The following is a 24,324-nucleotide window of genomic DNA, read 5'->3' as shown; positions in this document are numbered from 1 at the left end:
TCTTTTTCAACAGCGCCGTTTCCGACCCTATCAGAAGCAGAGAAGCGCATCCTCAATGGACAATTCCGAAGAACAATCCCCGTCAAATATGCGAGACTCAGAAGAAGCGCTGTTCTAACTCCATTTCAAATTGGCATCAAGCGTTAATTGAATTTTTACAAACCCAAAATGAATCAACCAAACCGGCCAATTCCGCCTTCGTCGCAACCCGTAAAGGACCGTAACAGCGAGGTGCGGTCTCTACAGATACGATCCCGGAGTCGCAACCCCTCAATGCGTACAAAGTGAGTCTTTTCCACACCTTATAAAGGCGGCCATCAAAACCACACGTCTATATGCAGACGAAAAGCAAAAGGCCCTAACCGGCCGTAATATAGGCTTTCAAGGTCTGGGCCTCATATTCCGTCGCCGCGATCTTGGCCTTGACCAGATCACCAATCGAAACGATACCAACAAGCCGCTCGCCCTCCATGACCGGCAGGTGGCGAATACGACGGTCGGTCATGTGGCCCAGCAACGCATCTATGGTTTCACCTGGGTCGGCCGAAAAGACTTCGCGCGTCATAATATTGCTAACCGGCTGCCCCAGCGACTGCCCCCCGACGTGGCGATGGCGCGGATGATATCGCGCTCAGACACGATGCCGACAACCCGATCCGAGCGATCCAGCACGACAAAGGCGCCGACCTTGCGCGTATAAAGCAGCGCCGCGACCGAGGCGAGGCTGTCATCAGGCGTGACCGTAAAGACTTCGCGGCCTTTTGTACTCAGCAACTGGTTTATCAGCATGAAGCACCCTCCCCGGATGTTGTCTGGCATTTAGACGCCTTGTGGCGTTCGCGTTAAAGGGAGATTGAGGGTGCGCTCACCTTGCGGAAAATCAATTCAAATTTCTCGTGAAGAAGTGAGGATGAAACGCCTTGAGCCAATGACCGATCACCAGCACACCGAACAGATAGCCGGCGACATGCGCCTGCCAGGCAATGACCACGCCCTGCCCACCGGGCAGAAATGGCAGCAGGGCCGTGGCCAGGTTGATGCCGATCCACACGGCACCCGAACTCAGCACGCGCGAATTGGTCAGCGGAACAATGCCGCCTGAAATGCCGCGCTGCCCGGCGATGCGGCTGGACGCGCCGATCAGGCCATAAATAGCGCCCGAAGCGCCGACGACCGGAACATTCGAAGACAGGTTGAGCAGGCAGAAGCCAAGCCCTGCCGCCATGCCGCATAAGAAGAAAAAGGCAAAGAAGGACAGAGTGGCGCCAATGCCCCTGCCGAAGGCGCGAATGACCGGCGTGGCAAAGATCAGGCAGGCCGCCGCATTGAAAAGCACATGCGTCCAGCTTCCGTGCAGGAAGATGTGCGTAAAGAGCAGTTCGAAATTGCCCTGCCGTAGCAAAAGAGGCGTCAGGCCAAAACTGGCGACCAGCAACGCATTGACATCAGGCCCGTTGGAAATCTGCAAGGCATAGCAGCCGATAATCAGCAAGGGCAGGACCACGGCCATCAGCGGCGCGTTAAAGGCAGGCTCCTTGCGGGGCGCCAGGTCAGGCCGTTCGGCGTCGTCTGTCATATTTCGGGACTTCTCGGCTAATACGCAATGAAAACGGTTCATTTTGGTTATATATGACCCTGCTTTTCCCCTTTTGACAGGGGTTCGGCGATCAGCCCGGCACCAAAAAACCCATAAAATTGAATTTAATGCGTCAATTCCGGAAAAAATACACCTAATTTTTAGGGTTCCCTCCCAAAGTGGCATCCGAATTGCTGGCCATGGCTGCGTCTGCGGCGATATCGCCTCAGGCCCGGAGCGCACGAATGACGATAATCAAGACCCTGCTCATAACCAGCGCGCTGGGTGCCGCCGCTCTTTCAGGCGCGGCTCAGGCCCAGAGCATGAGCACCAGTTCGGCCTCATTCCAGGCGGGCTATGGCCTCAGCCTGCACCAGATGCAAACTGCGGTCGATCCCTCGACCCGCGATGCCAATGGCAACCGCGTCCTGGTCGACGGTATGATCGTCACCGGCACCGACAACAGCGTCTATGCCTATTCGAAAACACTCGGCGCGGGCGATGCCTATTCCGGTGCCGGTGCGCTCGGCGGAGCGACGGCGATCGGCAACAGCCTCTCGGTCGTGGTCAACGGCAGCTACAACACAGTCATCGTACACAATAACCAAACCAACAACGGCAATGTCACCGCCAATGCCAACGGCTCAACGGCCACGGGCGCGAAGGGCACGGACATCACTGGGGATCTGCAATTCTAATGGCTCACATGACACACACGAAAACCGGCAAAAAGCTGGTCGCAACGATCGCCAGCCTGGCCGCCCTCAGCGTCGCCCTCACCGGCTGCATGACCACGCCGAGCGTCAATGCTTCAGGTAACTATAAAGACCCGATCGGCAAGGCGCCGGTCACCGCCAACCCGACGGCCTATTCGGATGCCCTGGTCTGCCTCGGCTCATACGCCCGCTCGCACCGCCTGGCCTCGCCGCGTCTCGCCGTCGGCCGCATTTCCGATTACACCGGCCGCGCCTCGCTGGATGGTGGCCGCGAAATCACCCAGGGCGCCTCGCTGATGGCGATGACAGCCCTGGCAAAAGCCGGCGCCCGCCAGGTCGAGCGCTTCGACACCTCGGTCGGCGAACTGGAACTGAAATACGCCAATAACAAGCTGATCACCGATGACGCCGTCGCCAACCCGACGCGTCCGGCCGATTACCGCAAGATCATGGCCGGTCAGGTCGCCGGCTCCGACTTCTTCATCGTCGGCGGCATCACCGAACTGAACAACAATATCCGCTCCTCCGGCGTGGACGCCTATGCCGGCGACACCAAGGACACCGGCCTCAAGGGCATGGCCTATGGCCGCACCCTGGTAATGAACGTGGCGCTTGACCTGCGCCTCGTCGATACCCGCACGCTGGAAGTGGTCGATGTCATCTCCTACCAGAAGCAGATCGTCGGCAAGGAAGTGAAGGCCGGCGTGTTCGACGTGCTGAACGGCAATATCTTCGACATCTCCGGCGGCCAGGGCGCGCTGGAGCCGATGCAACTGGCGGTCCGCGCCATGATCGAACGCGCCACTCTGGAATTCATGGCCAATCTGTACGGCGCGCCGGGCCCCGAGGTCTGCCTCGATCCGCAAAACGACTTTCTCTACAATGACACGCTGGGCGCCACAGGTGGCCTGACCCCGGCCTACGACAACCTGGAGACCAACAATGCCGGTACGCGCGCCGATCCTAACCGCTGGCAAAATGTTGCCGCCGGCGAGCCTCGCCATCCTGTGTCTGCTGACGGCGACAGCCGCTACTAGTCAGGAAATCCCCGACGGGCAGTTCAGCAATGATCAGACGCAGAACAATCCGATCAGCGCCGTCCAGACCCTGAATGTCGAGCAGAATGACGGCCTGACGCGGGCGGATACCTCGGCGGCCGGCAACAATCTGCAGGTCGGCAATGTCGATTACGACGCCACGCTGTATTCATTCCAGTTCAACAAAGGACGGATAACGGCCGAAACGCATATCAATGGCGTCAATACCGGTGATGAAGACACCTCGCTCGGTACGCCGGTCTATGCCACCAGCCAGGCTATCGCCAACTATGGCTCCGGCGTGACCACGGGCGGCCACCTGACCGCCAGCACAAACCAGCAATCGACGGCCGACCAGGTGATCGCCACGACGGATGTGCAGGCGCCGAACAACGCCATCTATGTCAGCGGTGAAGGCGACGCCACGACCGTGGTCAACCACACGGCCTATCAGGTCACCAATAGCCGCCTCGATCTGACCTCGGTGCAGTCATCGACGACCGCCGCCCATGCCAATACCTCGGCGACCGTCCACTATTCGCCCTCGCCCAACGCCTATAACGCCACGGCGACCAACAACTATTACGGCGCCTACAGCGATGACCGCGGCTCGCAGGAGCACGACATCACGCAAACGCAATCGGCCATGACCCAGGCGCGCGCCGAGGTCTATGCCGGCAATGTCTGGAACATGCAGGCCAATGCGGCGGCCACTGGCAATGATGTCAATATCCAGAATGCCGGCGGCTCTATGGTCGTCACCAACAACCAGACCCAGGCGGGCGCCGTCCAGTCGCAGGCCGTGATCGAGGCCGACCAGTACGGCGCGGCCTATGCCACCGCCACCGGCATCGGCAACAGCATGGCGGCTGGAAATAACGACAAGTATGTCCGCATCGACAACAACCAGTTGTCCTCCGGCGGTGTCGATGTGCTGGCCTCATTTGACGGCACCACCGGCTGGGACGGCTATGTCACCGCCGATGCCACCGGCAATTCGGCCATCGGCTATGCCTGTGCGGAATGCAAGGCCGATATGGGCGTCGATAATACCCAGGTCAATAATTCCGATGTCAACGCCACGGCGACCGCCACGATCGCCAAGGGTCGCACCATTGTTTCGGCCGCCCGCGCCGTAGGCAATAGCGCGTCCTACTACGTCGGCAACTGATTGCATTAATTTCAATCGAGAGTACGCCCCGCCACGGCTTGATCCTCCCCTGCGCAGCGGGGGAGGATCAAGCCGTGGTATAAGTCCGCGACGGAGGGGGCAAACCGGCGGAAGGTCTTCCCTCTCCGGCTCGACAAGCTCGCCACCTCCCCCAATGCGCAGGGGAGGATAAGACATGAACAAGCCCACTGTTATGATGATCTAATCGAAAAGTGTTTACGGCACCGCCACCGACACCGTGCCGGTAAAGCCGCTGCTGTAATCGCCGGTGAGGCTGACCGTCGCGGCCGTCAGTTGCGCCGAGGTATCATCGCTGAAGACATTATCCGACGCGAAACTGATCGCCGCCAGGTTTTTGACGCTGGCGTTGTAACCCGTCGCATTATTATAAACCGTCTCGCAGGTGGAACGGTCAAAGGTCAGTTGGGTGATCTTGACGCTGTTGTTGGCGGTCGTGGCCGTCGACAGGCTGGCATAGACCTCGACATGGATATGCGGCATCCGCCCACTGTAACAGGCGGGGAAAATGGTGGTGAAGGTCACCTGGCCATTGGCGTCGGTCACCTGCACACCGCGCAGGTAATTCTGCGCCGTAACGCCGGAAGAATAGAGCGAATAAAGGCCGGAGCGATCGCAATGCCAGATATAGACGGCATAGCCTTCCAGCGGCGTACAGCCCAAGCTGTAGTCCTCGACTGTAATGGTAAGGGTCAGGGGCACACCGGCTGCCGTACCGGAATAGCTGCCGAAGCTCGTTGTGATGTCGCTGCGGACCACGCCACTCTCCGTCAGCACATTGGCGATTGCGCCGCTCACCGAATTGGTGCCGTCCGCCGGATAGGGACCATTGGTTTCCGTGGCCGCCAGGGTGCATTCGCCGCTGGCCGACGATGAAGACGAGGATGACGACGAACTGCTGCTGGCGCTGCTGGAAGAGGAACTCGACGACGATGATGACGAACTGGAGGAAGAGGTCGAGGTACTGATGGTCGTGCCGCCACCGCCGCCACAGGCCGCCAAAGCACTTGTGGAAAGGGCCGACGCGCCCAGGAACCACAGGGTTTTTCGCCGCGATGGCAGGGCGGACAGGATCAGGTCTTCGAGACTGCCCTCTTCCTTGTGGGCCGGTTCATGGATGTGATGGTCAGGCATGGTAACTCCCCGGAGTCATTGATGAAGTCCACAGACTTACCGGGCCAATGCGGCAAAAAGATCGAGGCTTTATTTCCGAAAAAACACTGTTTTGCGAGCCTGACACATTGCCAGGTTGACAAATGCGCCTGACCGGCCTTCCTTTACCTTATGACCTATCTCGACATTGCTTCGCGCGGTAAAAACAGCCTCTGGCGCTATATTGCCGCCTGGCCACTCGCCTTAGTCATATGGCTGATCCTGGTGGTCGCTTTGCTTCTGCCGCTGATACTAACTCACCTGATCACGCCGGACCAGTTGCAGGCTGAAGGCGCCAGTGATCACCCGGTCATGTTCTTCGCCTTGCAGGGCGTGGTCTTCGCCGGCCTGATTGCCGGCTTCACCCTGGCGGCCTTCCTCCTCCACCGCAAAACCTTCAAAGACCTGTGCGGCAATTGGAACTGGCGCCTGGTAGGGTCCGGCGCGCTGGTCTGGCTGACGGTTCTGATCCTTTCCACAGCCATTGACTGGGCGATGGCGCCGAAGGGCTTTACCGGCACGATCGATACGCTCAACCCCGCCATCATCCTGACCACCATTGTCTGCCTGGCCATACAGACCTTCGCCGAGGAATTCATCTTTCGCGGCTATCTGACGCAAAGCCTGCTGCTGGCCACAAAACGCCCGATGGTCGCCGCCGCCATCGCCGCCGTCGCTTTCGGTTCTCTGCACATCCCGAACGGCCTGCCCCAGGCCGTCGGCGCCACGGTGCTGGGCTTTGTCCTGTCGCTGATCGCCATCCGCACCGGCGGCCTGGCCTTCGGCTGGGGTCTGCATTTTGCCAACAACCTGTTCGGCGCCATTATCGTCGTGTCCGCCAATGATGTTTTCAAAGGCACGCCGGCGATCATCACGCAAAATACGCCCGGCCTGATGTGGTGGGACACCGTCTTCGGCATCGCCATCATGGCGGTGCTGGCTCTTTTGGTCCTGAAGGACGGACGGTTTATCGGTTCGGCAGCTCAATATCCGAAATAATGCGCTCGCCGCCGGTGCGCGACAACTGCACCACCACATCGATCAGCGACGCGGCATAGGACAGCGTCTCGGCGCGCGTCAGTTGCGTGCCCGACTGCATGACCATCAGGGCGATTTGTTCCAAAGCGCCCTTCGGCGTATTGGCATGGACCGTGGTGAACGAACCGGGATGCCCGGTATTGATGGCGCGCAGGAAGGTCACCGCCTCCTCACCGCGGATTTCACCAACGATGATCCGGTCCGGCCGCAGGCGAAGGCTGGCCTGCAACAGGTCGTTGATGGTCACGCGCGCCTCGCCCATCTCGCCTTTCACCGCCACCAAACGTAGTGAGTTGGCGTGATTGTCGGCAATTTCCGGCGTGTCCTCGACCAGGATGATGCGCTCATTCGCCGGAATGGTCTTCAGCATGGCGTTGAGGAAGGTCGTTTTGCCGGAGGACGTGCCGCCGGAGATCAGTATGGTCTTGCGCGCCTGTACCGCTTCTTTCAGGAACCTGACAGGTTCCTTGCGGGCAAACGCGAGATCGTCACGCTTGCCCTTGGCGCCGGTATCGGGGATCGGGCCGCGATCATAGGCATCGAGCGACAGATCGACCATGCGATGGCGGCGGATGGCCAAAGCCCAGTGCTTCGCCGCTGGCGGACCGACAAGCTGGACGCGCTCTCCGGTCGGCAATGACGCCGCCAGCAGAGGGTTTTCGCGGTTGATGCCCTGGTGCGCCACGCGGGCGATCTGCGCCGCCAGGCGGCTCAGAAGCAGATCGTCAATCTCCGGATTGTCAATCCGCTGCATGTGCGGCTGGCCGGAGGCCTCGATCCAGATTTCACCCGGCTGGTTGACCAGGATTTCAGTGACATCATCGCGTTCGAGAAACGGCAGGAAGGGCCGGAGATAGGTGCGCAGGTAAACGCCATCCAGTGCCACCACGCTGTCTTCGGCCACGGGCATTGTCCTACTGGTTAAAATCGAGATCGCGCGCGGCGAAGACCTGGATCGGCGCGCCCTGCGGCACCTTGATCGTCGGCGGGATCTTGATGTCGTTGGACAGCGCCTCGCCGATGACGCCGGAGGCATCCGAGGATGTCCCGATGACGATGGTCGACGAACTCTTGCCGCTGGCTATGGTCGACAGGCCGTTGACGATCGACAAAAGCATGGACGAGCCGAAACGCTTGGCGAAGTGGGTATCCACCTTGCCGGTCGCCCCGGCCTGGCCGAGATCGTCGGTCGCCGGCGAGGCCAGTTGCACCGACAGCCCGTCCGGGCGGATCAGGCGGTCCCAAATGATAAAGGCACGGGTTTCGCCGCTGGTCAGGCCCGATTTGTATTGCCCGATCAGGCGCGAGCCACGCGGGATCAGGATATTGGTGCCGTCAAAACTGCGAATATCGCGCGAAACGATGGCGCGGGTATAGCCCGGCAGGTCGGAATTGATCGCTGTTTCCAGCACGGCCGGGATCACCGCGCCCTGCGGCACCACGCGCGACGGATCGCCGATCTTCCACGCTTTTTGCGACACATTGGCCGTTTGGGCGGCAAGGAAAGCGTCATTGGTGTTGGCGGGCTTGGCCGCCGCCGCCGCCGCAGCCGCCTGCTGTTGCGCCGCCTGCTGCGACGCCGGCACACTGTTATCGATAATCAGGGCAGGGGCGCGTGTGCTGCCGTCGGCGACTGGCGCCGGTGCCTGTGGCTGCGCCACCTGAACCGGCGGCTGCACCAGCAGGGACTGTGGTTCCGGCGTCTCCACCGGATTAACCGAGGGATCGATCGGCGGTAATACAGACGGCTGCGGCGCGGGCCGCGTGGCCTGCGGCGGCGGAGCCGGCTGAGGGCGCGGCTTCTGGTCGGACAGGCCGGCCCAGGTCAGGGCGCCCAGGGCCAGCACACCGATGACGCCCAGCGCCAGACCGACGCCATCACCCATGCCCGACGCCTTCGCCACCTGCGGCATGGCCTGAACATTGGCGGCATCGAGTTCATCGGCATCGATCTTCAGACGAGGATCATTGCCCGGCGGCAAACGCGAACCAATAGCCATTTACTTCGCACTCCCGTTCTTGCCGCGCGGTTTGGGCGACAGGCTGTCCAGCCCCTGCACGGCGTAGGTATCGTTATACAGCGTGGCCTTTTCATCGCCGCGCCGCAGGACGAAGGCCGGCGCCACCTGCTCGACGACGAAATAATCACCCCGCGAGGCATAGTTGACAATGCTCTCGGTATTGTCGGAATTCAAGGCATAGACGGCCGGCGCCGTCACGCCCGTGGCCCATTTCATATAGGTCGAGATGCCATCATCGAAGACCCGGATCGGCACCAGGTCGGCCGCACCGCTGAACGTATAGGCGGCGTTGCGCTTTTCCGGCACTGGCAGGAAGGCGTTCGGGTCCGGCGGCGAAGCGGGATTGACCGGCGTTCCCGCGCTCTGCGCGGGCGGATAGCGGAAGCGCAGCTCATAGGTAATCTGCCCTCGGGCACAATCCGAAGCCGGCGCGGTGCGCAATTCGAAACTATAGCTGCGCTTATCGCTGACCACCGACATATTGGTATAGCCCTTCGGGGCAATCGCCTTGACGAAGATCAGGTTGCCGCGCTTGTTGGGCGTCACCTGCCAAGCGGCGGAATCGCCAACCCCGACATTTTCGACATGCTCATCCGAGGCCAGGGTGATCATGGTCTGGAAATTCTGGCAGCCTTCCAGCCTGACCACCGCCGCCGGGTCGTAATCGATCGTGCGCAAACGGCTGTCCGGCTCATAGCTCTGGGCCAGACCTGAGCCCGGCAGCGCCGAAATTATCATCAAGAGGAAAGCTTTTTTCATCATCGCTCAGTCCCTTTGGGGACGGTGGGTGTCTTCAAATTCGGCATAACCGAAGGCGTGCGGAAGCGCTGGCCCAGCCCCTGCACCCGGCTGAACCGGTCAGCGGAGCCCTGCCGCGCCTGCGGATCGTAAAGCCCCAGCGCTTCAGAACGGCTGGCCGCACCACTGGCCACGCCAGCCGCCACATCATTGCTGCGGCTAATCGCCGTCATCATCGGATCGGTACGGGTATAGGCATCACCGGTCGGCATCACCATCCCGCCACGCGAGGCCGGGTTCGCCGATTGCCAGATCGCCGCCTGGGTGCTTTGCGCGGTCATGGAACTCATCGCCACATCACCCGCCGGCTTTTCACGGATCGCCGCCTGCCAGTCACGCACCAGCGAGGCCGCGACCCACATCAGGGTAGAAAGAAAGGCGCAATAGATCACCGATCCCATGAACAGGATAACCATGGGCTGCACCGAAGTCACCGCTGCGATCGGATCATTGCCGATGGCCTCGATCAGCGGTACGAACAGCATGAGCGCCGCCGTGCCGCCCAGCACGGTCAGCAGAGGTGCCAGCGCAAAAACGAGAGTCGTCCGCAGCCAGCCATTGAACAGGCCGCGCGTCTGCGGAAACAGGGCGAAGATAATAAAAATCGGCCCCAGGATCAGCAGCAGATACAGCACCAGCCGGGTCAGGATCAGCACGCCAAGCGTCGAGACCAGCAGGCACAGGCCCGACAGCCAGAACAGCGTCACCGGCATGGAATGCGGCAGGATCAGTACCGGTTGAGCCGATGTCGTCGCCACATTGCCGATATTGCGGGCAGCCCCTCCATAGGCCGGATCGAGCCGTTTGGCGATATCGGCAAAATGGACGAACAGGTTATCAAGGCTCTGGGCGAAATTCATCACCGCGCTACCGCGCTGACCGAGCAGTGCCGCCGCCACCTCGTCCGGTCCGCCCATCATCAGGCCGTAAAATACGGCATGATAGGCCGGCCAGAAGGACACGAAGGTCAGGACCAGAACCATGGTCATGATGCGCGGGCTCATCATCACGACAGTCAGCCGCGTCCGTCCGGTCAGGAAACCGTAGGCGATCAGGCCGACATAGATGATCAGCATGGCGGTCAGGGCATAGCCGAAGGCCCCGCCCGGTCCGAACAGACGGTTATAGCCCGTCTCGACCGCCGCATTGATGTGGCAGTCCATGGCATAGAGCGACCCCGATACCGAGGTTTCGCCGACCAGCGAGATGGCGGGGCAATAACCGATCTGCATCACGCCCGCCCTTTCTTTTTCGGGACGGCATCTTCCGGCCACGGCGTGCCGGTCAGGGGCTGCCACCAGGCTTCCGGCGCATCGCCATACTGGGCGCGGAGGTCATCGAGATGACGCACACTGGCCTCACGGCCGGAAAGCACGGTCAGGATATCGGGCATGGACGAGAGATCAAGCCGCGCCACCACCGAATGATTGCCGTGCTTGACCAGGAAGGCACGGGCGTGCGGCGGCAGGGCGCGGATCAGGTCGAGTTCGTGCTGGGTCAGGCCGAAGCCGTCGCAGTAATCCTCGGCCTGCGCGCGCGGATTGGGCATGAAGATCTGCGTCGCCGCCTGTTCGATGATCGCCGAGGAAATGCGGCTGTCGAGGGCGTCGCGCGCCGATTGTGTGCCGAAGCCCAAGATGGCGTTGCGCTTGCGCAAGGTCTTCATCCAGTTGCGGATGGCGGCGGCGAACACTTCATCGTCAAGCGCCTTCCAGCCCTCATCGATGATAATTATGGTCGGTGTGCCGTCCAGTCGTTCCTCGACGCGCTGGAACAGGTACATCATGCACGGCGTGCGCAAGGTCGGATCATTAAGCAGCAGGGTCATGTCGAAGCCGAGCGTGCGGGCCTCCATGTCCAGCTCATCCTCGGCATTGTCGAACAGCCACGAATGCTCCCCCTCTGCTACCCAAGGGTTCAACCTTGCCGCCAGATCGCCATGCGTCGGCCGCCGGACGCCGCCCAGTAGTTCACGGAAGAAGCGCAGCCGACGATATTGCGGTTCCTGCTCGAAATTGGCGTCAACCGCTTCGGAAATAATCGCCTCTTCTTCCGAATTAAGCGGCTGGTCGGGGCGATGCAGCAATTGCGCGATGAGCGAACGCAGGAAGGCGCGATTGCCAGGATTATCCGGCAGTTGCAGCGGATTGAAGCCGGTCGGCTCGCCTGGCCGCAAAGTGGCGTAATGCCCGCCAATGGCGCGGATGAAGATTTCGGCGCCGCGATCCTTGTCGAACAGCACCGTGCGCGGCTTGAACTTCTGCGCCTGTGCCGCCAGGAAATTCAACACCACAGTCTTGCCGGAACCCGATGGCCCGATGACGGTGAAATTGCCCAGATCGGCCTTGTGGAAATTGAAATAGTAGGGCGTACCCGATGAGGTCTCGAAAACGCTGACCGCCTGCCCCCAGTGATTGCCTTCCGGCTGGCCGATCGGGAAACCATGCAAACTTGCGAAGGAGGCATAGGCCGCCGTGGAGATCAGCGCCTTGCGGGCAATATAGGGTTCATTGCCGGGAAACTGCGCCCAGAAGGCCGCTTCGAGATTGATGTCCTCGCGTACCGCCACGGCGCCCAGATCGGCCAGGGCCGCCAGGGTTTGCGCCACCGCCGGATCGAGCGCGTTCAGCGATTTGGCCCGAACCAGCACGCTCATATGGTGCTCGCCCAGTCCCATCGAACCAGTGGCCAGGTCATCCTTCGCCGACATCAGCCCCTGTCGCAGGCTCATGGCCTCTTCATCAGCCGCGCGCATCCGCCGCAGGGCCAGGTTGATGCGCTCCAACCCGATCTGACGATCGACGAAGGCGAAGCTCTCCGTCAGGGTCATCTCGAACGGCAGACGCAATATGGCGTCGCACATGCCGGGCGTGGCGTGCGGCGGATAGTCCTTCAGCGACAGGATGGCCGAAAAATCCTTGCCGTCGCCAAGGCTCGACTGCTCCAAGGCTTCCAGGCCGAAACTGACACGGCGATAGGGGATATATTGCCCCAGATCGGTGGCCGGCCGCAGCACAGGGCGCATCTCGCCATTATAGAGGGCCGACAGCAGTTCGAGCGGCTCCGAACAGCGACCATTGGCGGTCTCGTAACCACCGAGCACACGCGGCCCGTAAGCCTGAAGCGCCGCCTGCAGCGCTTCGGTCGCCGCCTGCAATTCCTTGTGGTCGCGCGCCAGACCGGCGGCCTGGCTGTTTTCGCCCATGCCGCGCCCGAACAGATTGGCCACGCTCTCGGCGAAGCCGACCTTGCCCTTGGGATTGCGCCGGACAATGGTGATGAAGAGGTCGTTGACGAACAACTGCCGGCTGGACAGCCGATCCTGCCACTTCTGCTGGATCAGGTTGCATACCGGGTCATCGAAGCTCGATTGCAACCCGACACTGACCCGCCGGCGCACGATGTGATGATAGAGCACGAAGCGCGAAGAGCCCACAGCGCGCAAGGCGGCGGCACGGATAATCTGGCGGTGATTGACCTCGTCGGTATCTGCCGTCTCGAAGGCGAACCCTTCGAGATAAAGCGACTGCATCAGCGAGCCATCGCGCAAGCAAATCGTCCGGTCATCAAGCAGCCGGTCATAGGGCAGCCGGTCGCCGACGCGCTGTTCCCTGGCGAACCAACTGCCGAAACCACTCAAAGTCTTGGGACCGTCAGCCATACTGTTCTTTACGGATGATAGGAATTACAACGCCAGAACCGGTAGTTCCGGACACGCGGGCAGCGCGACACCTTGGTCAGCCACAGATCGAAGATGCGCGGCTCGCGCAGGCAGGCCAGGTATCCTATGGCATGGACGCCCAAAGCGACCGCAAAAGCCCAGAAGGACCGCGTGATCAGGAAGGCTTCGGTCGTCACCACCGCATTGATGATGAAATAGCTGTAGGTAACGCCCGCGAACATCTGCGGCTGGGTCAGCGCCTTGAAGACGGGTGACTTGATCAGGTCAGACATCTAGTTGGCAACAGCCTGGATGCCGCCGACGATCGTGGCGGCGCCGAACAGGATGAAGCAGCCAACGATGACCGTGGCGCCGAAGCGCCAGTTCATCCGGCCGGTCAGCATCATGAAGCCGACGGCCGCGACGGCAATGACGGCCACGGTGGTCGCCACCTTGCCCATCAGCGTGCCCTGAATCCAGTCGAGTGCATTTGAAATAGGCGACGAGCCCTGCGGCACCATCTGGGCGTGCGCCTGGGTGGCGAACGCCATCAGCGACGCCGAAACGGCCATCAATGTGTGCGAAAGATATTTCATGGACACCTACCCTTATCGACCCTTTTATCGCTGCCCCGGCCAAATTCACCTGTCACGAGCCGAAAACACCGCCAAAGTCACCAGACGGGCGTCACTCTTGCCCATGATCGCATTGGAATCAAGGTTTTGTATGACTATAGCGCGCGTTTCCGCCGGCATATGGGGGAAGCACATATCATAATAACGCCGTTAGCATGGCGCGGCCATGTCCATGCGGACAAAATTACGCGGCAAACGTAACCGTGACGCCTTTTTTCTTGAAATAGGATTGCATCAGCTTGCGGCCCTGGCGGTTGTTCTGCGCCAGGCGGGTCGGTTCAACCACCGCTTCCTTCAGACCCTCAGCCGCCAGCGCCGCCTTCAGATCCTTGATGGCCGCATCCAGTTCGACATTGTCGTTGGCGAGCGATTCATAGATTTTTTCGAGGGCTTCAGCAGTGGTCACGTCACAGGTCTCCATAATGCGGACACCCGCTTAACAGCTTTTGCCCGGCAACATCAAGACTTCTTGATATTGTCCAGCGTGTTGCGCTGATCCTTGGTGAAGCCGGCGGATACGGTCTCGACTTTTACGACGGCCTTTTTCGGCTTCCGCACTTCCTTGTTGCTCTTCTTTTGTCCCTTGGCCATGGCGATACGTCCTTATTCGCCTGAATGGCGTTTAACCTTATCGCAGGTTCTGAATGCGAAAGCGCGTTAAATGTTGATATCGATTTTCAATGCCGTCAGGATGTCTTCATTAATCGTTTGATCAGTACTCAGGAAATCGACCCAAGGATCGCTTTTCAATTGCGCCAGGCGTTCGGCTATGGTGCCGATATTATAGTCCGACGGCTTCAGTTTTACCGACAGTTCGTCCCAGAACAGCGGCGTCGCCACGCCGGCGCCTTCGCGCGCCCTGACCGAATACGGCGCCACGGCGGTGGCGGTGAGGTCATTGCGCAGGTAGTCGACAAAGCTCTTGCCCTTGCGTGCCGCCTTGCTGGCCGTGGCGATATATCGGTCGGGATGGTCATGCGCCATGGATTGCGCAATGGCGCGGGTAAAGGGCTTGACGGTCGCCCAGGTGTGTTTCGGCGTCAGCGGCACCACCACATGCACCCCCTTGCCGCCGGTGGTCTTCAGGAAGGCTTTGAGGCCGAATTCATCCAGCCGCGTCTTCACCTCCCGCACGCCTTCGATAACATTTTCCCAAGGCGTTTCCGGATCAGGATCGAGGTCGAAAATAATCTGGTTGGGCTTATCCGGCGCATCCGCCATGGCGCCCCAGGGGTGGATTTCGATGACGCCCCACTGGACCATGGTGATCAGGCCATTGCGGTCCTTTATCATGATATAGTCTTCGTCGCGGCCCTTCACCTTCACGCCGGTGTCGTAGATGTGCTTCATCTCACCCTTGCCCCCAGGACGCGGAATGTGGCGCTGGAAGAAACAGGTGTCGGAAAGGCCCTCCGGGCAGCGCAGCATCGAGATCGGCCGGTTGATGATATAGGGCAACATCCGCTCGGCGATGCTGTCATAATATTCCGCCAATTGCCGCTTGGTGACGCCCAGGGCCGGAAAGATGACCCGGTCCGGATGCGAAATGCGAATGCCCGCCACCTCGGCATCGGCCGATTTGGGCTTTGTCTTCGGGGCGGGCGGCGGATCGGCTTCCATGACCATTTTTGTAACATGCAATGCCCGGTCGCGCCCCACCTCTTTCGCCGGCTTATCTTCGCGCAGGCCCTGGAATGACGGATGGCGCAGGCGGCCATCATCGGTCCATTCGGTGAATTCGACTTCGCAAACCAGTTTCAGCGTGACATAATGCGCGCCCCGCCGGACATCGGCCGGTAATTTGTCATCATACTGGCTTTTGGCCGTTTCTATCGCGTCCAGCGCCTTGCGCAAGGCAACCGACGTGTCGCGGTCGAAACCCGTGCCACACTTGCCCGCATAGACAAATTTTTCCTCTTCATAATAACCCAGCAGAATGGCGCCAATGCCGCGCTCGGCATGGGTTGGTTCCGAAAAGCCGCCGATGACGAATTCCTGACGCTTGTGGCACTTGACCTTCAGCCAGGATTTGGCCCGCCCGCTGACATAGGGGGCATCGGCGCGCTTGCAGATCAGCCCCTCCATTTCCATGTCGCAGATCCTGTTGAGGAATCCTTTGTCCGCCTCGAAGAAGTGCTCGCTGAAATTGATGCGGCCGGCAAAATCCTTGCCCTTCAGCAAATCCGCCAGCCGCGCCTTGCGCTCCAGCAGGGGCAGGCCCCGCAAATCCTCGCCATCGAGATACAGCAGGTCGAAAACATAATATTGCAGGTCGGCGCTCTTGCCGGCGGAGAGCGTGTTCTTCAGCTCCGTGAAACTCGACCGCCCGGCCGCGTTCGGCGCCACGACCTCGCCGTCGATAATAGCGGATTTCACACCCACCCCCTCCAGACGGTCGGCCAGGGCCTGGAACTTCGGCGTCCAGTCGAGACCCTTACGCGTCAGCATCCGCACACTTCCATCTTCGATATAGGCAAAGGTGCGGTAGCCATCGAACTTGACCTCGTGCAGCCAGTCCTTGCCCGTCGGGATGGCGTCGGCCAGGGTGGCCAGTTCTGGCTCGATAAATTTCAGCGCTGGGGCTTTGGATGCTTTTTTCGTCGGCCTGGCCTTTTTGGCAGGCTTCGATTTCCACACCTTGCCGCCCCCCTCGCCGGCGGCGATTTCCTCCATCGTCCGCCCACTGACGATACTGGTCATGTTGTCGGTCAGGATATGGTCCTCATCGCCTTCAACCTCGTGGCCATCATGGTGCTTGATCAGCAGCCAGTTATTGCGGCCCCGGTCTTGCGGGCGCGGCTTCATCCGCACCAGCACCCATTCGCCCCGCAGGCGCTTGCCATTGAGACGGAATTTGAAATCGCCCTTTTTCAGGCCTTCGTGGGGATCGCCGACCGGCTCCCAACTGCCTTCATCCCACAGCATGACCGTGCCGCCGCCATACTGGCCCTTAGGGATCGTGCCTTCGAAACGCCCATAATCGACCGGATGGTCCTCGACCTCGACCGCCAGGCGCTTATCGGCCGGATCAAGGCTCGGTCCCCTGGTGACCGCCCAGGATTTCAGGGTGCCATCCAGTTCGAGGCGGAAATCGTAATGCAGACGTGTGGCGGCGTGTTTCTGGATCAGATAACGATGACCGGATGTTTTCCTGACGATGCCTTCCGGCTCGGCGGTGATCTTGAAATCGCGCTTCTGGCGATATTTTTCGAGATTATCGGCCATCTACCCCGCCTTTCGGGTTGGCGTCTTTTTCGGCTTGTCCGACTTCGGCGGCGTGGCCTTGCGCGTGCGTGACCTGACCGGCGCCTTACGGGCCGGCTTCTCCTTCTCAACAGCCGGTTCGTCGCCGTCTTTTTCTCGCAAGGACTGCCGCAACGCATCCATCAAGTTGATCACCTTGGCGGTCGGCTTGTCTTCCATCACCTCGCGCGGTTCGCGGTGCTCGATGCGGGCATTGATCAGTTCCTGAAGCGCTTCGCGGTAATGGTCATGGAACTGGCCAGGGTCAAAACGCTTCGTCTTGCGCCTGATCAGCTCCTGCGCCAGTTCCACCTCCTCGCTGTCGGGCTTTCGGTCGCGGATGTCATCGAAATACGGGTCATCCTCGCGCAGTTCCTCTTCATAGCGCAGGGTCTCCAGCACCATACCGCTGCCGAAGGGTCTGATCCGGCATAGCCGTTCGCGGCCGCCGATCGCCAGTTGCCCGACCGCCACCTTCTTCGCCGCGCGCAAAGCATCACGGATGACCGAAAAGGTCGTATCATTGCCCTTGCCATCTGGCGCAATAAAATAAGGCGTCTCGACATAGACATCATCGATCTCATCAACGCCGACGAACTCGGCGATATCCAGCACCTTGCTGGAGGGAATTTTCAGTTCCTTGATCTCTTCCGGTTCGATCAGGACATATTCGCCCTTCTCGACCTCATAGCCCTTGACCAGGTCGTCGCGGTCCACCTGCTTGTCTCCGGCCATCAGGGCGTGATGCACCCGCTCGCCGGTCGGCTTGTAGATTTCATGAAAGGCGATGGTACGCTGGCGATTGACCGCCAGATACATATTGACCGGCAGGGAGACCAGCGACAGCCGGATGGTGCCGCTCCAGTAAGGACGCAAGGCCATGGGAACGCTCCTTTATTTCCTCCAAACTATCCCCACCGGGGTAAGGATCGCAGGAGGAAAGCCCGGAGCGCCCATAAATAAGTGATCAGGCGCGCAAGGTGCGGTTGAAGAGTTCCAGCGTGCGGGTCCAGGCCAGCTTCGCCGCCTCCTGATTGAAACGCGGCGTCGTGTCATTATTGAAGCCGTGCTCGACGCCGTCATAGACAAAGGCATGATAGCGGATGGCTGCCGCCTTGAGCGCCGCCTCATAGGCCGGCCATTGCGCATTAACCCGCTCATCATTGCCGGCGAAATTGAGCAACAGTTCGGCCTTGATATTAGGCACGGCCTCAAGCGGCGGCGGCGCACCGTAAAACGGCACCGCGGCCTTGAGTTCGGGAATGCGGGTGGCCAGCAAATTGGCAATGCCGCCGCCGTAGCAGAAACCGACTACGCCGAGCGCCCCATTGCCGCCTTCGACCTTGAGCGCAAAGCCGGCCGCCGCCACGAAATCCTCGCGCGTCTTCGCCTGATCGAGCTTGCCGAAGGTTTCCCGTGCCTTGTCCTCGTCTCCGGGATAACCGCCGAGCGGGGTCAGGGCATCCGGCGCGATGGCGATAAAATTTTCCAGCGCCAGGCGGCGGGCGATATCCTCAATATGCGGATTCAGGCCGCGGTTCTCGTGCGCCACCAGCACCGCCGGCAGGTGTTTGTCTGTTTGCGCCGGACGCACCACATAGGCTTTGATCGTGCCGTAACCGTTGGGCGAGGCGATCTCGATCCAGTCCGTTTTCAGGCGGGCATCATCCGGTTTGACCTGCTGGGCGCGGGCGAAGTCCGGTGACAGGGCCGCAAGCGTCGCCGCTGCCCCGGCGGCGCCGGCCGTATAGCGGGCGCTACGATTGAGGAATCCGCGCCGGTCGATCAGGCCATGCACATACTTGTCGAACAGCTTCAGCACTTCCGGCCTGAAATCACTCGCCTGCGGCATATCTGGTTTGGTCATAGTGTGACTCCTGTGATATTGCCCCGGACGGGCGATACCATGCCACGGGATTTACGCGCCGCCTATAAAATTCCGCGCATCTCCCCATCGCTTTCCCGCAGCCCGCGTTTCACCGTACGGGCATGAAAACCGCCGCCCTCCTCGATCTTGATCTCAACGGCTGCGAAGCCCAGGCCCGTTCGCAGGGCCTGCGCTATGTCAGCGATTCAAAGCCCGGCTTTACGCGCAAGCGCTACGGCAAGCATTTCCATTTCTTCGATACCAAAGGCGAGCGCATCCGTGACGAGGCGGTCATCGCCCGCATTCGCAAACTGGCCATTCCGCCGGCCTATACGAAGGTCTGGATCTGTCCCCATGCCAATGGTCATATCCAGGCGACCGGCCTCGATGCCAGGGGCCGCAAGCAATACCGCTATCATCCCGACTGGCGTTCCATCAGGGACAACTCGAAATTCAGCCATATCCTGGCCTTCGGCGAGTTCCTGCCGAAGCTCCGCGCCGTCACCGCCGAGCATATGGCGCAGCGCGGCCTGACGCGCGACAAGGTACTGGCCACGGTCGTCACTCTGCTCGAAAAGACCCTGATCCGCGTCGGCAATGGCGAATATGCCAAACACAACAAGTCCTACGGCCTGACCACCCTGCGCCACCAGCATGTTGATGTTTCGGGCCACACCATCCGCTTTCAGTTCACAGGCAAGTCCGGCAAGGCATGGAACCTGAAACTGACCGACCGGCGCATTGCCCGTGTGGTGCGGGCCTGCGCCGATATCGACGGCCAGGAACTGTTCAAATATATCGATGACAGCAGCGTGGTGCGCGATGTCACCTCCGGCGATGTCAATACCTATCTGAAATCGATCACCGGCGAGGCATTTACCGCCAAGGATTTCCGCACCTGGACCGGCACGGTTCTGGCCGCTATGGCCCTGCAGGACTATGCGGAATACGACACTGAAGCACAGGCAAAAAAGAATGTGGTCGCCGCCATCGAGCATGTGGCGAAAAAACTCGGCAACACCCCGACGGTCTGCCGCAAATCCTACATCCATCCGCAGATTATCGACGCCTATCTCGACGGCAGCCTGATCGAACAGATCACCGGCGAAATCGACAAGACGCTTCAGGCGCAGTATGAACAACTGACGCCGGAGGAGATTCTGGTTCTGGCTTTCCTTAAGCAGCGGCTCGCGTAATCGCTATTTGACGCGGAGCCACGGCGCGCTCCATAACGGATGCACACAACAGGAGCGCTTCTCATGACCGATATTTCCGTCGCCGTTATCGTCGGCAGCCTGCGCAAGGATTCAATCAATCGCAAGGTGGCCCAGGCCGTGACACGGCTGAACACGCCGGGCCTGACTTTCACATTCGTCGAGATCGGCGACCTGCCGCTTTATAATGCCGACTTTGAAGACGTACCGCCGCCGGCCGTGGCGTCATTCCGCCAGCAGATCGCCGCAGCCCAGGCGTTTCTGTTTGTCTCGCCGGAATATAACCGGTCAGTCCCCGGCGTGTTGAAAAATGCCATCGATATCGCTTCGAAACCCAACGGCCACAACGGCTGGGGCAACAAGCCCGGCGGCCTGTTCGGCGCCACGCCCGGCGCCATCGGCACCGCGGTCATGCAGTCACACCTGCGCACGGTCATGGGCGGGGTCGGGGTCACGGTCTTTTCTGGCCCGGAAATCTATCTGACGGTGAAAGAGGGCTTCTTTACGGAGAGCGGTGACTTCAACGAGGGGACGCAAAAATTCCTGCAAGGCTGGATGGACGGCTATGCGGCGTTTGTGAAGAAGATGGTGGCCTGAACAAAAACGCCCGCTTTTTCAGCGGGCGTTTTTTAGACCTCTGTACTTACCGGCACATGGGCCCAGAACTCGATCTCGACCGTGGCGTCATAGGCCAGGTTGGTGACCCCGAAAGCCGTCCGCACCGGCAGTTGCGCCGGATGGAAATAGGGCTTGTAGAGGCGGTTGAACTCGCCCCACTTGGTGATGTCGGTCAGCATGACCGTGGCCTTGAAGATATGCTCCAGGCCCAGGCCGTAGCGCTTCAGGATATCTGCCGTATTGCTCATGATGAACTTGACCTCGTTCTCGAAGCCCTCGGCCAGCTTGCCGTTTTCATCGAGCCCGATCATAGCGGACAGGTAAAGCACCTGCCCTACCTGAACGGCCTCCGAAAAGGGCGAACGCGGATGCGGGTGCAGATAATAGGTGATGCCATCGGCGGGGATGGGGTTGATGACGGGGCGGTCGGCTACATTGCTCATGGCGTGGTTTTAGCGATCTTTGAGGAGCTGGAAAAGCGGGTTTTGTGCAAATTTTCGTGCGCGGCTTAAGGCTGGTCACCGATCTTCTTCGCCTGTCCGGCCGACCAGATGTAGAGGGCGACAATGATGACCAGGCCAATGCCGAGCGCCAGCCCCATGCCGAGGGCTTCGGGCGTCGGGGTCGGCATGGCAATGATATCCGGGTTCTTGGTACCGGCGATCAGGCCGGCATAGACCACATTGAACAGGCTTTCGCCGACGATAAAGCCGGACGCCACCAGCACGCCGAGGCGATCGGCGATATCCTTCGTTTTCATCCGGGCAATCAGCTTGACGAAGATCCAGCCGGCCACCGCGCCGACCACGACCGGCGCCGTCACCGAGGCCGGCAGGTAGATGGCCAGGCCGACGCCCAGCGGCGGCAGGCTGAACTTGCCGGCGGACGACAGGCGCAGACCTTCATCAATGGCGATCAGCAGGATGCCGACCACGCAGCCGATGCCGAGATAGCCCAGCGGCAGATGGCCGCCGATGGCGCCCTTGGCCGGGTCGAGATCAGCACGGCCTGTGGCGCATTGAGCGTGCCGCCGGCCACATCGATGGCGTGGAAATTCGGGTCGCCGGGAAAGCCCCAGACATTATTGAGCAGGTTCAGCACCACCGGCACGACGCAGGCGCCGGCCAGCACGCCGATGATCAGGCCGACCTGTTGCTTCCACGGCGTGGCGTCGACCAGTTGACCGGTCTTGAGATCCTGCAGGTTGTCATTGCCGATTACCGCCACGGCCAGCACAACGGTCGTCACCATCAAGGTAAAGGCGATCAGCGCCGTTTCGACATTGGGACCGGTGAACCTGTAGCCGATCATGCCGATGATGACGGCGGCGCCCAGCACGGTCAGGATGGCGATGCCGGAGACCGGCGAGTTGGAGGAACCGATCAGCCCGGCCATATAGCCGCAGACCGCCGCCGCCAGCAGGCCGGCCACGATGATGTAAAGCACACCGGCAATCACCAGCGGCAAGGCCAGATCCGTCAGGGGGCCGCCTGAGAGGAAACCGAACAGCAGCCAGCCCGCGGGCACCATGGAGAGCATGATAACCAGGCCGACGATCCACACCGGCAGGTCATGCTCGGAACGCGGCAGGTCCATAGTGCCGGCCTTGCGGGCGCGGCCGGCTTCGAGCGCCGACATCAGGCCGCCCCACACCGGCACGATCAGCTTGCCGATCGTCCAGATGGCGGCCATGCCGATGGCGCCGGCCCCGATGAAACGAATCTGGTCCGCCCGTACCTGTTCGGCATAGGCGGCTACCGAAAGCGCCGGATCGGGATGCGCCGCCACCAGATGCAGTGGCCAGAAACTATCAATCTGATAGGTGGAAAGAACCGGCACACCGACGCCCCAGGCAAGGAAAAGCCCGAAGAACATGGCGATGCCGACCGTAATGCCCATCAGGTGCCCGGCACCGACCAGGGCCAGCGACGAAGACCCGGCCATGCCGGAAACGCCCGTGGTCTTGCCGACCTTGAAATAGGTTGAAATTTCGGCCGCCAGGAATTTGGAGGCCGCCCCGGCGGCGTAAAGCGCCGAGGTGACGGAGCCAAGAATCACCGCCCACAGACCGGCAGAGCCTTCCGCCGCGCCTTCGCGCGACGAGGTGCCGACGCGCAGCACTTCCGCCGCCGCCACGCCTTCTGGATAGGGCAGGGTCGATTGCGATACCAGCGCCCGGCGCAGCGGCATGGTGTACATCACGCCCAGCACGCCGCCGATGGCGCAGGCGCCGAAGGTAATGAAGAACGGCACGTCCTTCCACCAGCCGATGATGATCAGGCCCGGCAGCACGAAGATCACTGAGGCCAGGGTGCCCGCCGCCGAGGCAATGGTCTGGACGATATTGTTTTCCTGGATGGTCGCCGTTTTGGCGAACCGCAGCAGGGCCATGGAGATCACCGCCGCCGGAATCGAGGTGGCGAAGGTCAGGCCGACCTTAAGGCCGAGATAGACCTGGGCAGCGGTAAAGATCAGGGTGATCAGCACACCGAGGATAATCCCGCGGACGGTAATTTCCTTCGGATGTGTGGCGGCGGGGGTTGTCATGGTATTCTCCGGTCCCAGTACCTGGCATTTTTGCCGATAGTGCCCAAAAGCGCGACGAACACAAGCTTTAGATACAGATTCAACTAAATGCGGCTTAAGGAAACCGTCAGGGCGCGAGCAGAAGATGAAAGGAACCAGCAAGCCAAAGCCCTGACCGGTCGTCTATTTCCCGAAAATCTGGGGCGCACTGAATTCTTACAGCCAGACGGCTAATCTCCCCAAGAACAAGGTGAGGCGGAGCCTTACAGATTTATGGCACGAGATTAAACATGTTGGACGCAACCCACCCCGGCAGTTATTCGATTTACTGGAACCCGCCGGCCCTTCGCAAACCGGCCCGTGTGCCGGCCTATATAAATGCCCTGACCGTCAGCCTGGCCCTCTTCGCCACTACTCTCATCGGAAGTGGCGTGGCCGTGGCCAGCCAACTGGAAAAACTGCCGACGCCGGACCAGATCGCCGTCATTCCGCCGGGCGCCGAAGGCATGAATGTCTATCCAGTCATTGAAACAGCCGATGTCTGGCTGGCGCCGCAGGCGGCCAGATAATCAGGAATGATCAGGAAATTGCGCCTGTATCAGAGCTATCCTGGTCATCATCCATCAGCAGGCTGTCGCAGGTCGAATGGTATTCATCCAGATTGCCCTGGCCGTTGGAAATGGCAGTCGCCAAAGCCTTGTCGCCCCGTGCGATATCATCGTCAGCCGTGGCTTCATCGCTCTGGCTGGCTTCAATATAGATGGACCGCGCCAGATCGCGGGCATCGGCGGCATCGTCCGCCAGCGGACCGGAAGGCTTTCCGGCCAGAACCAGGTCATAGGTCGCCACGCAGACCAGGGCCATATTAGCGACATCCGCGTCACTGGGCGCATCGCTGGGTGAATCATTAGGGGCTGCCGAATCCGGCGTGGTCGGCGCCGGTCTCTCCTGCGCTCCGGCGGCTGTCGCGCTCAGCAGAGCCATTACTAACACCGCATATCCCGTACTGATCATACGCATCATGCTACACCGG

Annotated in this window: 24 protein-coding genes and 2 pseudogenes; 8 read left to right on the top strand and 18 right to left on the bottom strand. The window is 60.6% G+C overall.

What is annotated here, in order from left to right; genetic code table 11:
- Window positions 1-224, top strand: a 224-nt coding sequence (locus NVV72_11235; GenBank protein ID MCR6659886.1) for a hypothetical protein, incomplete at its 5' end; no start/stop codon positions are given.
- A gap of 134 nt (window positions 225-358) precedes the next feature.
- On the opposite strand, the pseudogene NVV72_11230 reads toward NVV72_11235, so the two are convergent.
- Window positions 359-789: pseudogene (locus NVV72_11230) on the bottom strand (CBS domain-containing protein).
- A 91-nt stretch (window positions 790-880) separates the two neighbouring features.
- Window positions 881-1,576, bottom strand: coding sequence for a rhomboid family intramembrane serine protease (locus tag NVV72_11225; GenBank protein MCR6659885.1), 696 nt, complete (start codon window positions 1,574-1,576; stop codon window positions 881-883).
- Between the two features lie 245 nt (window positions 1,577-1,821).
- Here NVV72_11225 and hfaA point away from each other — a divergent pair, with 245 nt between their 5' ends.
- The 3 genes from hfaA to hfaD are packed head-to-tail and all read left to right on the top strand — an operon-like array spanning window position 1,822 to window position 4,500.
- Window positions 1,822-2,274, top strand: a complete 453-nt coding sequence (gene hfaA, locus NVV72_11220; protein ID MCR6659884.1) for a holdfast anchoring protein HfaA — start codon at window positions 1,822-1,824, stop codon at window positions 2,272-2,274.
- Window positions 2,275-2,282: 8 nt separating this feature from the next.
- Entirely contained in the window at window positions 2,283-3,329 is a 1,047-nt protein-coding gene (gene hfaB / locus NVV72_11215; protein MCR6659883.1) for a holdfast anchoring protein HfaB, read from the top strand.
- Window positions 3,271-4,500 (top strand): holdfast anchor protein HfaD, encoded by a 1,230-nt coding sequence (gene hfaD / locus NVV72_11210; GenBank protein ID MCR6659882.1) that lies wholly within the window; start codon window positions 3,271-3,273, stop codon window positions 4,498-4,500. Before hfaB ends, hfaD begins: the two co-directional genes overlap by 59 nt.
- 216 nt (window positions 4,501-4,716) lie before the next feature.
- Here the strand turns inward: hfaD and NVV72_11205 are convergent, their stop codons facing one another.
- A complete protein-coding gene (locus tag NVV72_11205) occupies window positions 4,717-5,652 on the bottom strand; it encodes an intradiol ring-cleavage dioxygenase (GenBank protein MCR6659881.1) in 936 nt (311 codons plus the stop codon).
- 150 nt (window positions 5,653-5,802) lie between these two features.
- Here NVV72_11205 and NVV72_11200 point away from each other — a divergent pair, with 150 nt between their 5' ends.
- Window positions 5,803-6,669 (top strand): CPBP family intramembrane metalloprotease, encoded by an 867-nt coding sequence (locus tag NVV72_11200; GenBank protein ID MCR6659880.1) that lies wholly within the window; start codon window positions 5,803-5,805, stop codon window positions 6,667-6,669.
- Here the strand turns inward: NVV72_11200 and virB11 are convergent.
- The 12 genes from virB11 to NVV72_11140 all read right to left on the bottom strand — a co-directional run bounded on the left by virB11 (window position 6,638) and on the right by NVV72_11140 (window position 18,933).
- Window positions 6,638-7,618 (bottom strand): P-type DNA transfer ATPase VirB11, encoded by a 981-nt coding sequence (gene virB11 / locus NVV72_11195; protein ID MCR6659879.1) that lies wholly within the window; start codon window positions 7,616-7,618, stop codon window positions 6,638-6,640. The two genes, NVV72_11200 and virB11, sit on opposite strands and share 32 nt — an antisense overlap.
- Window positions 7,619-7,622: 4 nt before the next feature.
- Window positions 7,623-8,708, bottom strand: coding sequence for a type IV secretion system protein VirB10 (virB10, locus tag NVV72_11190; protein ID MCR6659878.1), 1,086 nt, complete (start codon window positions 8,706-8,708; stop codon window positions 7,623-7,625).
- Window positions 8,709-9,491: a TrbG/VirB9 family P-type conjugative transfer protein gene (locus NVV72_11185; protein ID MCR6659877.1), complete on the bottom strand. Its 783-nt coding sequence runs from the start codon at window positions 9,489-9,491 to the stop codon at window positions 8,709-8,711. It lies immediately after the preceding gene.
- Window positions 9,488-10,759 (bottom strand): type IV secretion system protein, encoded by a 1,272-nt coding sequence (locus tag NVV72_11180; protein MCR6659876.1) that lies wholly within the window; start codon window positions 10,757-10,759, stop codon window positions 9,488-9,490. The genes NVV72_11185 and NVV72_11180 overlap by 4 nt, the downstream gene beginning before the upstream one ends.
- On the bottom strand, window positions 10,759-13,188 hold the full coding sequence (locus tag NVV72_11175) for a VirB4 family type IV secretion/conjugal transfer ATPase (protein ID MCR6659875.1): 2,430 nt from the start codon (window positions 13,186-13,188) through the stop codon (window positions 10,759-10,761). The genes NVV72_11180 and NVV72_11175 overlap by 1 nt, the downstream gene beginning before the upstream one ends.
- 8 nt (window positions 13,189-13,196) lie before the next feature.
- Window positions 13,197-13,481, bottom strand: coding sequence for a type IV secretion system protein VirB3 (locus NVV72_11170; protein ID MCR6659874.1), 285 nt, complete (start codon window positions 13,479-13,481; stop codon window positions 13,197-13,199).
- On the bottom strand, window positions 13,482-13,784 hold the full coding sequence (locus tag NVV72_11165; GenBank protein ID MCR6659873.1) for a TrbC/VirB2 family protein: 303 nt from the start codon (window positions 13,782-13,784) through the stop codon (window positions 13,482-13,484).
- A gap of 223 nt (window positions 13,785-14,007) precedes the next feature.
- Window positions 14,008-14,229: a hypothetical protein gene (locus NVV72_11160; GenBank protein MCR6659872.1), complete on the bottom strand. Its 222-nt coding sequence runs from the start codon at window positions 14,227-14,229 to the stop codon at window positions 14,008-14,010.
- Between the two features lie 53 nt (window positions 14,230-14,282).
- Window positions 14,283-14,414 carry a hypothetical protein gene (locus NVV72_11155; GenBank protein MCR6659871.1) on the bottom strand — a complete coding sequence of 44 codons (132 nt, stop codon included), beginning with the start codon at window positions 14,412-14,414 and terminating at the stop codon, window positions 14,283-14,285.
- Window positions 14,415-14,480: 66 nt separating this feature from the next.
- Window positions 14,481-17,048: a DNA ligase D gene (gene ligD, locus NVV72_11150; GenBank protein ID MCR6659870.1), complete on the bottom strand. Its 2,568-nt coding sequence runs from the start codon at window positions 17,046-17,048 to the stop codon at window positions 14,481-14,483.
- Window positions 17,049-17,948, bottom strand: coding sequence for a Ku protein (locus NVV72_11145; protein MCR6659869.1), 900 nt, complete (start codon window positions 17,946-17,948; stop codon window positions 17,049-17,051). It lies immediately after the preceding gene.
- Window positions 17,949-18,033: 85 nt separating this feature from the next.
- Window positions 18,034-18,933: a dienelactone hydrolase family protein gene (locus NVV72_11140; protein MCR6659868.1), complete on the bottom strand. Its 900-nt coding sequence runs from the start codon at window positions 18,931-18,933 to the stop codon at window positions 18,034-18,036.
- 122 nt (window positions 18,934-19,055) lie between these two features.
- Between NVV72_11140 and NVV72_11135 the strand changes: the two genes are divergently transcribed.
- The gene (locus tag NVV72_11135; protein MCR6659867.1) at window positions 19,056-20,129 is read left to right on the top strand and encodes a DNA topoisomerase IB; all 1,074 of its coding nucleotides are present in this window, start codon (window positions 19,056-19,058) and stop codon (window positions 20,127-20,129) included.
- 63 nt (window positions 20,130-20,192) lie between these two features.
- A complete protein-coding gene (locus tag NVV72_11130) occupies window positions 20,193-20,744 on the top strand; it encodes an NAD(P)H-dependent oxidoreductase (protein MCR6659866.1) in 552 nt (183 codons plus the stop codon).
- Window positions 20,745-20,776: 32 nt separating this feature from the next.
- Here NVV72_11130 and NVV72_11125 read toward each other — a convergent pair whose 3' ends face one another.
- On the bottom strand, window positions 20,777-21,208 hold the full coding sequence (locus NVV72_11125) for a RidA family protein (protein MCR6659865.1): 432 nt from the start codon (window positions 21,206-21,208) through the stop codon (window positions 20,777-20,779).
- 65 nt (window positions 21,209-21,273) lie between these two features.
- Window positions 21,274-23,312 (bottom strand): annotated as a pseudogene (locus tag NVV72_11120) (oligopeptide transporter, OPT family).
- Window positions 23,313-23,581: 269 nt separating this feature from the next.
- Between NVV72_11120 and NVV72_11115 the strand changes: the two are divergent.
- Complete coding sequence (locus NVV72_11115) at window positions 23,582-23,860, top strand: hypothetical protein (protein MCR6659864.1); 279 nt, start codon at window positions 23,582-23,584, stop codon at window positions 23,858-23,860.
- Window positions 23,861-23,870: 10 nt separating this feature from the next.
- Here the strand turns inward: NVV72_11115 and NVV72_11110 are convergent, their stop codons facing one another.
- Window positions 23,871-24,275 carry a hypothetical protein gene (locus NVV72_11110; GenBank protein ID MCR6659863.1) on the bottom strand — a complete coding sequence of 135 codons (405 nt, stop codon included), beginning with the start codon at window positions 24,273-24,275 and terminating at the stop codon, window positions 23,871-23,873.
- Between the last annotated feature and the right edge of the window lie 49 nt (window positions 24,276-24,324).

It is taken from the genome of Asticcacaulis sp. (assembly GCA_024707255.1).
GTDB lineage: Bacteria > Pseudomonadota > Alphaproteobacteria > Caulobacterales > Caulobacteraceae > Asticcacaulis.
This window is presented reverse-complemented; position numbering and strand designations above follow the sequence as displayed.